Raw genomic sequence first — 14,394 nt, forward strand, 5'->3', positions numbered from 1 at the left:
CGGGCGAGATATTTTTCCAACCTGCGCGCATTCGCCCGAGCAATCACTGCCGGTCAGCCGCCGGCGGCAAGCCTGACCGGTTCTCCCGCCAGGTTACGGTAGGCAGCACCCGGATGCGGGGCAACGAGACGCGGTCCCGTACGCCCAAGCTTTTCCCGCAGCGTTCCCTTGACATAGTCGGTCTTGTAGACGCCCCGCTTCTGCAGTTCCGGCACCAGCAGATCGACGGCATCCTCGAAGCTTTCGGGCGTCACGGCATAGGCGAGGTTGAAGCCGTCGACATCGGTATCCTCGATCCACTCCTGCATCAGATCGGCGACCGTCTGCGGCGAGCCGACGAAAACAGGGCCGAAACCGCCGACGCCGACCCAGTCGGCCATTTCGCGCACCGTCCATTCCTTGGTAGGATCGATGGTGGTGAAGGTCTCGACAGCCGATTGCACCGCATTAGTATGGCGGTGCCGCAGCACCTCGTCCGGTCCGAACTGGCCGAAATCGATGCCGGTCCAGCCGGAGATCAGCGTCAGCGCCCCTTCGAAGGAGGCGTATTTGCGGTATTCGTTGAACTTCCGCTGCGCCTCCGCATCCGTTTCGCCAAGAACCACAGTCTGCAGATTGAAGGCAAGGATTTCGCGCGGGTTGCGGCCGAAGCGTTCGGCCGCCTCGCGGACATTGGCGACGTAACGCTTCAGCACCGGCTTCGACGGGGATGCGACGAAAATGCATTCGGCATGGGCGCCGGCGAAGTCCTTGCCGCGGCTGGAGGCGCCCGCCTGGTAGAGCACCGGCGTGCGCTGCGGCGAGGGTTCGCTCAAGTGAATGCCGGGCACGTTGAAATGCTTGCCGGAATGGCGGATCGGGTGGACTTTGTCAGGATGGGTGAAGATACCGCTTTCCCGGTCGCGGACGATGGCGCCGTCCTCCCAGCTTCCCTCCCAGAGCTTGTAGCAGACCTCGAGATATTCCTCGGCGAGGTCGTAGCGATCGTCATGCTTGGTCTGTGCGGGCTGGCCGATATTGAGCGCGCCGCTATTGAGATAGGAGGTGACGATATTCCAGCCGACGCGCCCCTTGGTCAGGTGATCGAGAGTCGAGATTCGGCGGGCGAAAGTGTAGGGATGCTCGAAAGAGAGCGATGCCGTCAGCCCGAAGCCGAGATGCTCGGTCTCGTAGGCCATGGTGGGGATGAGCTGCAGCGGGTCGTTGACCGGCACCTGCGCCGAATGGCGAAGTGCAGCATCGACATTGCCGTTCAACACATCGTAGACGCCGAGCACGTCGGCGATGAACAGCCCGTCGAACCTGCCGCGTTCCAGCGTCTTTGCCAGATGCACCCAATAGTCGAGATCCTTGTAGGTCCAGGACTTGTCACGCGGATGGCGCCAGAGCCCTGGCGACTGGTGTCCGACGCAATTCATATCGAAGGCGTTCAGCCTGATTTCGCGGGTCATGTTCTCTTCCTTGGAATTAGGGATTGCTACGGCCGAGGCCGTAGGTCAGCGCCAACGCGCCGACGAGCACGGCGCCCTTGACGAAATCCTGGGTGTAGTAAGGGGCGTTCAGCATGGTGAGGCCGTTCAGCAGCACGCCGACGAAGACGGCGCCGGCAATGGTGCCAAGCACGTTTGGGCGGCGCAGGTTGAAGACGGCAAAGCCGATCAACGCGGCAGCGACCGAATCCATCAGCAGCGAGCCGCCGGACGAGATATCACCACGCCCGACGCGGGCGGCGATGACAATGCCACCGAGCGATGCCAGCGTGCCCGATAGCACATAGGCGAGCGTCTTCAGCCGCACCGTCGAGGCGCCGGCAAGACGGGTCGCGACCTCGTTGCCGCCGGTCGCAAACAGCAATCGGCCGATGCGGGTGCGTTCAGTGAGAATGAAGAGTGCGATGGCGACCACCGCCATCAGCACCACCGAAACGGGCAGGGTGCCGAAGATGCTATAGCGGCCGATCAGCAAAAAGGCGGGGTCGTAAGCGCCGGTCGCCTTCGACCCGTCGGGCAGGGTGAGGCCGGCCGAAATAGATCGGCCGGCGGTCGGGATCAGCTGCAGGCCGGAAAGCAGGAACATCATCGCCAGCGTCGCCAAAAGATCCGGCACCTTCAGGCGCACGATGAGGAAGGCGTTGACGAGGCCGACCAGAGCGCCAAAGGCGAGCACCAGCGGTACCGTCGCATAGGCATCAAGATGCCAGACGATCATCGCATAGCTGGCCGCCATCACGCTGGATGCGGCGACTGCGCCGATCGACAGGTCGAAACCGCCGACCGCCAGCGTGACGGTGACTCCGGCGCCGAGAATGGCGACGACGGACACCGCCTGCAGGATGCTCATCAGATTGGCGATATTGATGAAGGCGGGCTCGGCGACGGTGAAACCGACGACGAGCAGCGCAAGCAGGATGAACACCGCGCCCGCCCGGAGGAACGCCCCGAGTGCTGCAAGACGACCGCTATCGGCTTGCGGCGACGCCTTTGGCCGGGCACTTGCCTGTGGAAGAGTGTCGTCGTCGATCGTCGTCATGCGGATATTCCCTGAATGGCGGAGGCAAGAGCGGCCCCCTCTGCCGCGGGCCTCAACACGTGGCGGTCGATGACGAGGATGCGATCTGCCACCTCATAGGCTTCCTCCGGGTCGGAGGTCGCAATCAGCGTCGCCCGATCCCTGCGGGCGCGGATTGCCCGGATGATGTCATGACGGGCGCCGACGTCGACACCCTGGAAAGGTTCGTCGAGCAGCAGCAGCCGGCTCGGTTCCGCCTCCCAGCGGGCGATCACCGCCTTCTGCTGGTTGCCGCCGGAGAGCGACCAGACCGAGGCGAGCGGGCCCGGGGCCCTGATACCGAGACGAGTGATCGCCTGTTCGGCCTCGCGTCGTTCACGGCCGCCGACAAGGAAACCGCGCGGATACCATTTGCCAAGATGCGGCAGGCTGATCGTCGCCGACAGCGAATGGCCGGGCCATGCCGGCGGCATCAGCGAAGAACGATGACGGTCTTCGGCCGCCATCGCCACACCTGCGGCGATCGCCTCGGCCGGACCTTTCGGCCGGTAGGGCCGACCGCCGAGGAACATCGCACCGCCGGCAAGCGCCGCCAGCCCGAAGATCGCCGACAGCAGCCGGCTCTTGCCGGCGCCGAGCACACCGGTCACCGCCACCACCTCGCCCTCATGCAATGACAGATCGAAGGATGCGGCCTCAGAGAGCAAGCGGGCATTGCGCATCTCGAAAATCGCCGGACCAATCGCAGGCCGCGCATCCGGCCGGGCCGCATCTAGTCTGCGGCCGATCATCGTCTCGATGGCGCTCGAAAAATCGATCGGCCGCGAGAAGGTGCCGACGACGCGGCCGCCGCGCATGACGAGCGCGCGGTCGGCGATGGCTTCGAGATCGGCGGTGCGGTGCGAGATATAGAGGATCGCCAGGCCCCGCTTGCGAAGCTTCAGCAGAATATCGAAGAGGCGGCGGCTTTCCTCTCCGGAAAGGCTCGCCGTCGGCTCATCGAGGATGAGGAGGTCGGCACGGTTGGCAAGCGCCCGGGCGATCGCCACCAGCTGCCGATCGGCGCTGGCGAGGTCCCCGAAATCACGGTCCAGCGGCAGGCTAAAGCCGGCGGCATCGAGCATGGACTGCGCGGCACGGCGGATGCCGGCGCGCGAGACGAAGAAAGGTGTGCTGCGGTCGGCGAGGCGATTGAGCAGCAGCGCGTCGGCAACGGTCAGACCGGCCGCGCCGACGAGATCCGTCGACTGATGCACCGTGACGACACCGGCCCTTGCCGCTTCGGCCGGGCTACGCGGCGCAAAGTCGCGGCCATCGAGTCTGACCATGCCGCCATCGGCCGGAAGCACGCCGGAAAGGATCTTGACCAGCGTCGATTTGCCCGCGCCGTTTGCGCCCATCAGCGCCACGATCTCGCCGCGTTCCATAGAAAAATCAGCGCCGGCAAGCGCCCTCGTCGACCCGAAACTGCGGGTGATATTGTCAATGTGAAGAAGCGGCATCGATAAAGGTCCGGGACTGCAATCGAAGCCGGAGTGTGCCCTGTCTGGGCGGTCAAACTCCAGGCACGGCTTTTCCCGGCGAACCGCCCTCGGGAAACAAAGAATCTCCCACAGCCCATAAAATCGGATCATTTAATCTACTAAAAACATAGATATTATATCTAATAATCCGATGCGTCGCGAGGGCTGCCAGACCTGTCAGACGACGCTCCCGATTGCTAAAAGGAACGCGACGATGAAATCCCTCGCACGGCTCGCACTGTCTGCCGCCGTCATTCCGTTCATTTTCATTCAAGGCGCAAAAGCCGACGGTCTGTCCGGCGCTCCCGCCCCTTTCGACAAGGGCGGCGTTAAAGTAGCACTGATCAGCTACATCTCGGCCGGTGACTTCTTCCAGGCCTATCAGGCGGGGGCTGAAGCCCAGGCCAAGGCGCTGGCTATCGACCTGCGCATCTTCCCCGGCCGGCAGGATGCCGCCGAGCAGCGCGAGCAAATCCTGCAGGCGATCAATCTCGGCGTCTCCGGCATCGTCATCGACCACGGTCTGCCGGAATCGCTCGGCGACGTCGTGCAGCAGGCGCTCGACAAGGGCATCAAGGTCGTGGCCTTCGACGTCAACCTCAACAACCCCAAGATTCCGCAGGTGGAGCAGAGCGATCACGAACTCGCGTCACTGGCGCTCGAGCAGGTGGTGAAGGACAACGGCAACAGCTTCAGCGCCGGTTATGTCTATGTCGCGGGCTTTGCGCCGCTCGACCGCCGCAACGAAGTCTGGGACAAGTTTAAGTCGGACAATAAAGGTGTGGTCGAAAAGGCCCGTTTCGGCAATGTCAGCGACACGACGGCGACTTCGACCGCCGATCAGGCGAAGGCCGTGCTGACCGCCAATCCCGATATATCAGTCGTCTTCGCCCCCTATGACGAGTTCGCCCGCGGCGTGAAGCTCGCCGCCAACGATCTCGGCATAGCAAGCAAGCTCAAGATCTATTCGGCCGACGTCTCGACGGCCGATATCCAGGAAATCACCGAGGAAGGCAGCCCTTGGGTCGCGACCGTCGCGACCAATCCTGCCGTCGTCGGCGCCGTCTCCATTCGCGCCGCAGCACTCGAAATTGCCGGGCAGACGGTTCCCCACCAAATCACCGTGAAGCCGACGCTTCTGACGCAAGAAAGCCTGCGCGCAGCCGGCGTCAAGACGATCGAGGAGCTGGCCGAAAGGATCCCGGCCTTCAGCACGAGCGATGCGGCGACCGCCAGCTGGATCCCGGACAAGCTGTTCTGAGAACTCGCACTTCGATCCTTCCGGCGGAAGCGTGCGGCTCCCGCCGGATCATCTTTTTGGAGAATTGGAGTTCCGCCCATGAGCCAATCCAATGTCATCTTCGCGGCCAGCCGAAATCCGACGCGCGAAGACCTCTTTGCCCGTGCCGAGGAGATCTCTGCCGACCTGTCGCGGCGCGCCGCAGACCTCGACCGCGAAGGCCGTCCGCCGCTCGCCGAGATCGTCAAATTGAAGAATGCCGGGCTGCTCAATGCGCTGCATCCCACGCAAATCGGTGGCGGTGGCCTCGATTGGGTCGACGGGCTGAGGCTGGTGCGCATTCTCGCCCGTGGCGAGAGCTCGATCGGCCAGCTGCTCGGCTACCACTACGTCAACAGCCAGTACATCTATTGGGCGCTTGATGCGGCGCGCGCTCATGCGCTGGGCAGCGATACGGTCGCCAGGAACCTCTATTGGGGGGCGTCCGTCAATCCGCGCGATCCCGGGCTGGTGCTCACCCGTCGCGGCAACGGCTATGTGCTGAACGGACGCAAGTCCTTCTCCACGGCGGCTCGGGTCTCCGACTATATCAATGCCAACGCGACGCTCGACGACAAGATCGCCAGCTTCGCCGTGCCGACCAATCGTCAAGGTTACGTCGCCAACGACGACTGGGACAATATCGGCCAGCGCCTGTCGGACAGCGGCAGCGTCGAGTTTCGCGACTTCCCCGTCTACGAGGAGGATTTCGTCGGCGCGCCGGCTGCACCCGACGCAGCACCTCCGGTGCTGTCGACTTTCAATACGCCGTTCATCCAGCTGGTCTTCGTCAATTTCTATCTCGGCACAGCGGAAGGCGCGCTCAAGGCGGCGGTCGATTACGTCCGCAACACGACCCGGCCGTGGATCACCTCCGGTGTCGAGCGGGCTGCCGATGATCCCTATATCCTCGAACGCGTCGGCGAATTCACCGCCGCGCTGAAGGCTTCGGCGGCCCTTGCCGACAGTGCGGCAGCCGCCGTGCAGGCGGGCCTTGCCCGCGGCCGCGACGTCACCGCGCGTGAGCGCGGCGAGGCGGCGGCGGAAGCCTATGCCGCCAAGGTCCACGCCACCCATGTCTCGCTCGACATCACCTCGCGCGTCTTCGAGCTGACGGGCGCGCGCTCGACGGCCGACAAATACCGTTTCGACCGGTTCTGGCGCAATGTCCGCACTCACACGCTGCACGATCCTGTCTTCTACAAGGCGAAGGAAGTCGGTGAATTCGTGCTGAACGACAAGATACCGGAGGTCAGCCTCTATAGCTGAGGCGGCCATCTTTCATCAAACGCAAAATCTCCACTGCCGGCACCGGCAGTGGAGTTTTCGGTTGGAAGACGGGGAGATTTCAGAGCGCGCCGTTCTTCGGCGGCGTTACGCCGTTCAAATGGTAGTTGCCGACGACGTGATATTTCCAACGCACGGGATCGTGCAGCGTATGGGTGCGGGCATTGCGCCAGTGGCGGTCGAGGTTGAGGCCTGTTTGTACCGACGAGGTTCCGGCAAGCTCAAAAAGCGTATTCGAGGCCTCGAGCGCCACTTCGGTCGTCAGCACCTTCGCCGCAGCGACTGCCAGCGTGGCCGCGATCACCTTTTCCTCCGTCGTCTCGACCTGCGCGGCATCGACCTTGTGCCCGGCGCGCTCCACGAGAGCCGTTGCGGCTTCCAGCCGGATGGCGATCTGGCCGACCTTGGCGATCGTCAGCGGATCGTCTGAGGCACGCTCAAGGCCGCTATCCATCCAGGGGCGCGATTTCGTCCTGACGAACTCCAGCGTTTCGGCAAAGGCCGCCCGTGCGATACCGAGATCGACGCCGGCATGGATGATCTGCCCAACGGAGCCGATCGTCGTCGGCCGCTCGAAGCCCTTGTGATGGAAGACCACGGAATCGGCGCTGACATAAACATTGTCGAGGATCGTCGTGCCGCTGCCGGTGGTGCGCTGGCCGAAGCCGTCCCAGTCGTCGACGATCTCGACACCTTCGGTGCCCTTCGGCACGAAGGCCATGGTCAGCCGATCCTCCGGATCGAGCGCGAAGATGGTGATCCAGTCGGCGAAGAGGACGCCGGTCGAATAGAATTTGCGGCCGTTGATCCGGTAACCCGGACCGTCGCGGGTGATGCGCGTATTGTAGTGGCCGACCGTCTTGGTGCCGCGCTCGGATAGCGCATTGCCGAAACGGTCGCCGGCGAGCACCCGGCCGAAGAAATAACGCTGCTGCTCCTCGCCGCCATCGGTTCTAAGCGCCTCGAGAATATAGAAGTGGTTCTGCGGGATCTGGCCGATCGAGCCGTCCGCCTCCGACAGGATCGCGGTGATCTCGGCAAGCACGGCGTTGGAGACGTCGAGGCCGCCATATTGCGCCGGCACGGTGATCGCCAGAAGGCCGGACTGGGCGAGAAGATCGAGTTCGCTAAAAGGCAGGATCCTGTCGGCATCGCGCTCGGCGGCGCGTGCGTCAAACTGCGCCGCCAATCTGCGGGCGGTGGCGATCGCCTCCTCCTCGCTGCCGATACGGTCGGCCACGGGCCGGATCTGGTCTGCTTGCCTCAGCACGGTGTTCATCGATGTCTCCATTCCTGACGGCCCTATCGGTGAAAGAAATCGCGCGCCGAGATAAGAGTACAAATTCTATAGATGTGATAGAAAATGAAAAGTGTTTGCTTATCGGCTTCTGGCTGCCGCGATTAGTGGCTCAGTCGGGCGGTTCTGCGAAAACGTGGCCGGAAAAGCGCCGAAATCGCTACCGGAAATTAGCGGAGCCGGCCTCGATTTGAATTAGGCGAGTTCCTACGTAACCGATATCCGATGCGTCGCTGCAGCGGCTTCAGACAGAACGCCCAATGCGGGGCAGGCGGCCGCCTTGCCCGATCCATGAGGAAAGTCATGACCCCACGGCAGTTGCGCCTCGGCGCCTTCATGCGTCCCGTTAGCCTGCATACCGGTGCCTGGCGCTATCCCGGTTCTTATCCTGACGCCAATTTCAATTTCGCCCATCTGAAGTCCTTCGCGCAGGCGCTGGAGCGGGCGAAATTCGACGCCTTCTTCATGGCCGATCACCTTGCCGTGCTCAACATGCCGGTCGAGGCACTCAGGCGCAGCCACACCGTGACCTCCTTCGAGCCCTTCACGCTGCTGTCGGCACTGGCGGCGGTGACGGAGCGTATCGGCCTCGTCGCGACCGCGTCCACCACATTCGACGAGCCCTATCACATCGCCCGTCGTTTCGCCTCGCTCGACCATATCAGCGGCGGCCGCGCCGGCTGGAACATCGTCACGACGTCCAACCCCGACGCCGCCCTCAATTTCGGCCTCGACGAACATGTGGAGCATGGCGAGCGCTATCATCGCGCCCGGGAATTCTACGACGTGGTAACCGGGCTCTGGGATAGTTTCGCAGACGATGCCTTCATCCGCGATCGGGAAAGCGGCCTGTTCTTCGATCCGGAAAAAATGCATGTGCTCGGCCACAAGGGCGAGGAGCTCAGCGTGCGCGGACCGCTCAATATCGCCCGGCCGCCGCAGGGCTGGCCAGTCATCGTCCAGGCCGGCCAGTCGGACCCTGGCCGCCAGCTTGCTGCGGAGACCGCCGAAGTGGTCTTCTGTTCGCCGCGCGATCTGGCCGCGGGCAGGGCGCTTTATGCCGATATCAAGGGTCGCATGGAAGCGATCGGCCGCAACCGCGACCACCTGAAGATCCTGCCTGCCGCCTTCGTCATCGTCGGCGACAGCATCGACGAGGCCCGCGCCAAACGCGCCACCCTCGATAGCCTGGTGCATTACGACAGCGCCATCGCCTCGCTTTCGATTGCGCTCGGCCATGACGCTTCCGGCTTCGCTCCCGACGCACCGCTGCCGGCCGATATTCCCGATACCAATGCCAGCAAGACCGGCAGGGCACAGGTGCTGAAGCTTGCGGCGGAAGAAAATCTGACGGTGCGTCAATTGGCGCAACGTTATGGCGGTTATGCCGGCCTTGCCTTCGTCGGTACGCCGGCAAGCATTGCCGACGAGATGGAGCGCTGGCTTGACGAGGAGGGTTCGGACGGTTTCAACGTCGTCTTTCCCTATCTGCCGCAGGGTCTCCTCGACGTCACCGAACGGCTGGTTCCCGAGCTGCAGCGCCGCGGCCTGTTCCGCAGCGAATACGAGGGCACGACGCTGCGCGAACATCTCGGATTGCCGCGGCCGGAGAACCGGTTCTTTCCTGCTGGCACGTGAGGCACCGCTACCGGCCGCTCGACCCTTCGTGCGGCGGAAACGCAATCGTATCGAGGAGGAATCCCATCAGAATTCGACGGTCCTGTTGTCGAAGCTCAACCGAGCAGGCTCAAACTCCTTTTCGCCCGTCTTGGGATCGAACGCATCGCTTTCGCCCGGCATCAGTTCGAGGGGCCAGATGATGTTGCCCCCATCGCCTGGATAGAACTCCCGATAGACCGGCATGTTGGCGAGAAGCATCCGGCCGAGCGCGACGCCGAGATCGTAGAGCGAGATGCGGAAGCAGCTCAGCGACGGCTGCAGGAACCGTGCGCGCGGAGCGTCTCGGAAGCCGATCACCGCAAGGTCGCGGCCGGGCATGACGCCCGATTCCATCAGGCGGCGGTAAAGGCCGATCGCCATCAACTCGTAGATCAGGATCACCGCCGTCGGCCGCTCTTCGAGCAGCAGCAGCTCATGGGCCGCCTGATAGCCGCCCTCTTCGCTCGACCTGACGCGGATGACGAGTGACGGGTCGAAGGCAATGTCGTGCCGTTCAAGCGCCCGGCGATAGCCGTCGATAAAGAGATAGCCGAGGTTGGCCTCGCTCGACGGCGCTGTGATCGCGATCCGGCGGTGGCCCAGCGCGATCAGCCGCTCGACGGCATGGTCGGCCACGCCCTCGAAATCGAGATCGATCCAGGGGACATTGCTGGCCGAAAGGCTGCGGCCGAGCGCGACGAAGGGGATCTTCGCCCGCGATAGAAAGTCGATGCGTCGGTCGACGCGCTGCGTGTCCGAGATGATCATCGCATCGACGATGCGCCGCGCCACCATCCGCTTCAGATATTCGTGCGGGTCCTCGTCGCTCGGACAGGGCAACATGATGAGGTCTAGCTTGTGGCGGGAAAAGACGCTCTGCAGGCCGCTGGTGACGCCGAGGAAGAAGTTGTCGGCGTTCTCGACCGTCTCCTTGCTGGATTCGATCATCAACCCGATGACCTTCGTCTCCCCCTGCCTCAGGCTCCGCCCAGACTGGTTGGCGACATAGCCGAGTTCCTCGGCCGCCGCCAGCACCCGCCGGCGGGTTTCCTGATTGACATCGGGCTTGCCGTTCAGCGCGCGGGAGACCGTGCCGATCGAGATATTCAAGTGTTCGGCAAGCTGGCGAATCCCCTTCATCGCTGACGATTTTCCCCGGAGCATGATGCCGAAAAGTGGGCGCGGTTTTCGGACGACATCATGCTCCATTTCTTTAATTCAGATCCGTCCGGATCTGGGGCCCGTAATTTCGCATTTGGCGTCTATTGACACCGCAAAATGTTTTCGCCTACAGTCGTAAACGTTTACGGAGTGTGTGTCACGAGGAGAGTTGACACCGTTCCCCTGGAGGAAGTCGTGAAATTCAATGCCATTCTGTGCGGGTGCGGAGCTATGTCCAAAGGTTGGTTGCGCGCCATTGCTTCCAACCCTCTGCTGGCCGACTCCATCACCATCGTCGGCCTCGTCGACCTGAACCGGGAGACGGCGGAAAAGCTGGCCGCGGAGTTCGGCCTTGAAGGCGCCGTCATCGGTTCGGACTTGCCCGACGTCATCGCAGCCACAAAGGCCGACCTGGTCTTCGACATCGTCATTCCGGCCGCGCGCTATGACGTCGTCTCCACCGCACTCAAGGCCGGCTGCCATGTGCTCAGCGAAAAGCCGATGGCGGCCTCGCTTGCAGAGGGCGCCGCGCTGATCGATCTTGCCGCCGAGACCGGCCGCATCCACGCCGTCATCCAGAACCGCCGCTTCATATCAGGCGTCAGGCGCCTTCGCCGCTTCGTCGAAAGCGGCGCGATCGGCGAACTCACCGGCATCCATTGCGACTTCTTCATCGCGCCGCATTTCGGCGGCTTCCGCGAAGAGATGGACAACGTCCTGCTTCTCGACATGGCGATTCACACTTTCGATGCGGCGCGCTACGTCGCCGACAGGAAGCCGCTCGCCGTCTATTGCGTCGAGCGCAATCCGAAGGGTTCGTGGTACCGGCACGGCGCGTCGGCCAATGCCATCTTCGAATTTTCCGACGACATCATCTTCACCTACCGCGGCTCCTGGTGCGCCGAAGGCGAGCGCACCAGCTGGGAAAGCCTATGGCGTCTCGTCGGCTCGAAGGGAATGCTCACCTGGGATGGCGAAGAGAATTTCAAGGCGACTGTTGCTGGCGAAGCGCCCGGCCTTCTACGCGGCTCTGCTGCCGTAAACGTTCCCGGTCCGGAACATGACGAAGAAACCCACGGCCACGCCAGCGTCATCGCCGACTTCATCGCGGCGATCAGCACTGGCAGACGGCCCGAGACGGTCAATTCCGACAATATCAGAAGCCTTGCCATGGTCTTCGGCGCAATCGAAAGCGCCAAAACGGGCAAGCGCGTCGAAATTTCAGCATAGGATGACGTGACGTGAGCAACCCTGCAAAATCCATTCGTATCGGCACCATGGTCAGCGGCAACAAGGGCGATGCCGCCACCCGCATCGGCGAGATCGCCGGCATGGGCTTCGAAAGCTTCGAACCCTTCTTCTGGCAGACGACCAAGGGCCAGGACCTTGCCGAGCTCGGCAAGCGCTGCCTCGATGCGATCGGCGACCGCGACATCACCATCTCGACGCTCGGCATGTTCGGCAATCCGCTGGAAGAGACCGCGATCGACCTCGAGACGCTGCAGGGCTGGAAGAACTGCATCGACAATGCCCATCACTTCGGAGCCACCTGCGTTGCCGGCTTCACCGGCCGCATCCGCGGCAAGCCGCTGACAGATAGCCTGCCTCGCTACAAGCAGATCTGGAGCGATCTTGCCAAGCGCGCCGCCGAAAAGGGCGTCAAGATTGCCTTCGAGAATTGCGCCATGGACGGCAACTGGGCAAGCGGCGACTGGAACATCGCCCACAATCCCGATGCCTGGGAACTGATCTTCAACGAGACGCCTGACGATAATATCGGGCTGGAGTGGGAACCGTGCCATCAGATGGTCTATCTGATCGACCCTTTGCCGCAGATCCGCAAATGGGCGCACAAGTTCTTCCACGTCCACGGCAAGGATGCGACCATCCGCTGGGAGGTCATCAAGGAACACGGCATCTTCGGCAAGGAGAAGTTCGTCTTCATGCGCACGCCGGGCTTTGGCGACAGCAACTGGACCGACATCATTTCCGAGCTGCGCCTTGCCGGCTGGTCGGGCTCCATCGATATCGAAGGCTGGCACGACCCGGTCTATCGAGACGCGCTTGAAATGACCGGCCAGGTCTATGCGCTGAACCACCTCAAGCATGCCCGGGGCGGCGAATTCGTCGTCGATCCGGTCTGATGATATCGTGGCCGGCAAGGAGGAATTGCCGGAAACGGGGATAACCACAAAGGAGGAGAATCATGGCTATCCGCAAATATGCAATTCTGGGCGCTCTGGCGCTTGCAGGCATCTCGATCACCGGCCTTTCGGCCAGGGCCGAAGACGTCACGCTGACGCTCTGGTCGCTGGACAGGGACATCCAGCCAGCGCCGAACCTCGTCAAGGAGTTCAACGCCCAGAACAACGGCATCAAGATCGAATACCGCCTGATCCAGTTCGACGACGTCGTCACCGAGGCCATGCGCGCTTATGCAACCGGCCAGGCGCCCGACATCATCGCCGTCGACAATCCGGAGCATGCGCTGTTCTCGTCGCGCGGCGCTTTCCTCGATCTCACCGACATGATCTCCAAGTCGACGGTCATCAAGCCGGCAAACTATTTCCCCGGACCGCTGAAATCCGTGGAATGGGACGGCAAGTATTTTGGCGTGCCGAAGGCGACGAACACGATCGCGCTCTACTACAACAAGGACATGTTCAAGGCGAAGGGCCTCGATCCGAACAAGCCCCCGCAGACCTGGGACGAACTCGTCGAGGATGCGCGCAAGCTGACCGACCCCGCCAAGAACGTCTACGGTCTCGCTTTCTCGGCCAAGGCCAATGAGGAAGGCACCTTCCAGTTCCTTCCCTGGGCTCAGATGGGCGGCGGCAGCTATGAGAACATCAATGCCGACGGCGCGGTGAAGGCGCTCGAGGTCTGGAAGACGATCATGGACGAGAAGCTCGCTTCTCCGGATACGCTGACGCGCGGCCAGTGGGATTCGACCGGCACCTTCAACTCCGGCAATGCGGCAATGGCGATCTCGGGTCCCTGGGAACTCGACCGCATGAGCCAGGAAGCGAAGTTCGACTGGGGCGTCACATTGCTTCCGGTTCCGAAGGAAGGGGCTGAGCGCTCCTCGGCCATGGGCGACTTCAACTGGGCGATCTTCGCCACCAGCAAACATCCGGCCGAAGCCTTCAAGGCGCTCGAATATTTCGCCTCGCAAGACGACAAGATGTTCAAGAATTTCGGCCAGCTTCCGGCGCGCTCCGACATTTCGATCCCGGAAACCGGCCAGCCGCTGAAGGATGCCGCCCTCAAGGTCTTCCTCGAACAGCTGAAATACGCCAAGCCGCGCGGCCCGCATCCGCAATGGCCGAAGATCTCCAAGGCGATCCAGGACGCTATTCAGGCAGCACTGACCGGCCAGATGAGCCCGAAAGACGCGCTCGACCAGGCAGCCGACAAGATCAAGGCAGTATTAGGCTAGTTGGCGTCGAGCCAGCCGCTCGCTCCCTCCCTCTTCTCCCCATCGGGGGTCCGAAGGACGGGGCGAGACCGGTGGCTCGACCCAGGCAAAGATGCCCAACGGGCAGATGAGGGGGGGTGAGGAGCAAAAGCGACGAACGCCCTGAGCGACAAGCGAAGGGCAGTATGTGCCGCCCCGCCCCCTCATCCGACCCTTCGGGCCACCTTCTCCCCGCTGGGGAGAAGGGATAACTCAACCATTT

Annotated in this window: 11 protein-coding genes; 6 read left to right on the forward strand and 5 right to left on the reverse strand. The window is 62.8% G+C overall.

What is annotated here, in order from left to right:
* Nucleotides 1-53: 53 nt before the first annotated feature.
* Genes RWJ89_RS23065 through RWJ89_RS23075 form a run of 3 tightly spaced genes read right to left on the reverse strand, consistent with a single transcriptional unit; the run spans nt 54 to nt 4,010 of the window.
* Complete coding sequence (locus tag RWJ89_RS23065) at nt 54-1,451, reverse strand: LLM class flavin-dependent oxidoreductase (RefSeq protein WP_316031492.1); 1,398 nt, start codon at nt 1,449-1,451, stop codon at nt 54-56.
* Between the two features lie 16 nt (nt 1,452-1,467).
* The gene (locus RWJ89_RS23070; RefSeq protein ID WP_316028858.1) at nt 1,468-2,529 is read right to left on the reverse strand and encodes an ABC transporter permease; all 1,062 of its coding nucleotides are present in this window, start codon (nt 2,527-2,529) and stop codon (nt 1,468-1,470) included.
* Nucleotides 2,526-4,010, reverse strand: a complete 1,485-nt coding sequence (locus tag RWJ89_RS23075; RefSeq protein ID WP_316031493.1) for a sugar ABC transporter ATP-binding protein — start codon at nt 4,008-4,010, stop codon at nt 2,526-2,528. Before RWJ89_RS23075 ends, RWJ89_RS23070 begins: the two co-directional genes overlap by 4 nt.
* A 235-nt stretch (nt 4,011-4,245) precedes the next feature.
* Between RWJ89_RS23075 and RWJ89_RS23080 the strand changes: the two genes are divergently transcribed.
* Nucleotides 4,246-5,292, forward strand: coding sequence for a substrate-binding domain-containing protein (locus RWJ89_RS23080; protein ID WP_077979798.1), 1,047 nt, complete (start codon nt 4,246-4,248; stop codon nt 5,290-5,292).
* Between the two features lie 78 nt (nt 5,293-5,370).
* A complete protein-coding gene (locus RWJ89_RS23085; RefSeq protein WP_168283000.1) occupies nt 5,371-6,579 on the forward strand; it encodes an acyl-CoA dehydrogenase family protein in 1,209 nt (402 codons plus the stop codon).
* 79 nt (nt 6,580-6,658) lie between these two features.
* On the opposite strand, the gene RWJ89_RS23090 is transcribed toward RWJ89_RS23085, so the two are convergent.
* Complete coding sequence (locus RWJ89_RS23090) at nt 6,659-7,876, reverse strand: SfnB family sulfur acquisition oxidoreductase (RefSeq protein ID WP_316028861.1); 1,218 nt, start codon at nt 7,874-7,876, stop codon at nt 6,659-6,661.
* Between the two features lie 321 nt (nt 7,877-8,197).
* Here RWJ89_RS23090 and RWJ89_RS23095 point away from each other — a divergent pair, with 321 nt between their 5' ends.
* On the forward strand, nt 8,198-9,532 hold the full coding sequence (locus RWJ89_RS23095) for an LLM class flavin-dependent oxidoreductase (RefSeq protein WP_316028862.1): 1,335 nt from the start codon (nt 8,198-8,200) through the stop codon (nt 9,530-9,532).
* Nucleotides 9,533-9,598: 66 nt separating this feature from the next.
* On the opposite strand, the gene RWJ89_RS23100 is transcribed toward RWJ89_RS23095, so the two are convergent.
* Entirely contained in the window at nt 9,599-10,693 is a 1,095-nt protein-coding gene (locus RWJ89_RS23100; RefSeq protein WP_221946726.1) for a substrate-binding domain-containing protein, read from the reverse strand.
* Nucleotides 10,694-10,909: 216 nt separating this feature from the next.
* Between RWJ89_RS23100 and RWJ89_RS23105 the strand changes: the two genes are divergently transcribed.
* The 3 genes from RWJ89_RS23105 to RWJ89_RS23115 all read left to right on the forward strand — a co-directional run bounded on the left by RWJ89_RS23105 (nt 10,910) and on the right by RWJ89_RS23115 (nt 14,153).
* On the forward strand, nt 10,910-11,944 hold the full coding sequence (locus RWJ89_RS23105; protein WP_316031494.1) for a Gfo/Idh/MocA family protein: 1,035 nt from the start codon (nt 10,910-10,912) through the stop codon (nt 11,942-11,944).
* An 11-nt stretch (nt 11,945-11,955) separates the two neighbouring features.
* Nucleotides 11,956-12,858: a sugar phosphate isomerase/epimerase family protein gene (locus RWJ89_RS23110; protein WP_316031495.1), complete on the forward strand. Its 903-nt coding sequence runs from the start codon at nt 11,956-11,958 to the stop codon at nt 12,856-12,858.
* Nucleotides 12,859-12,920: 62 nt separating this feature from the next.
* The gene (locus RWJ89_RS23115) at nt 12,921-14,153 is read left to right on the forward strand and encodes an ABC transporter substrate-binding protein (protein WP_221946729.1); all 1,233 of its coding nucleotides are present in this window, start codon (nt 12,921-12,923) and stop codon (nt 14,151-14,153) included.
* The last annotated feature ends 241 nt before the right edge of the window (nt 14,154-14,394 follow it).

Source organism: Rhizobium sp. 10PS4, assembly GCF_032464805.1.
GTDB lineage: Bacteria > Pseudomonadota > Alphaproteobacteria > Rhizobiales > Rhizobiaceae > Rhizobium > Rhizobium laguerreae.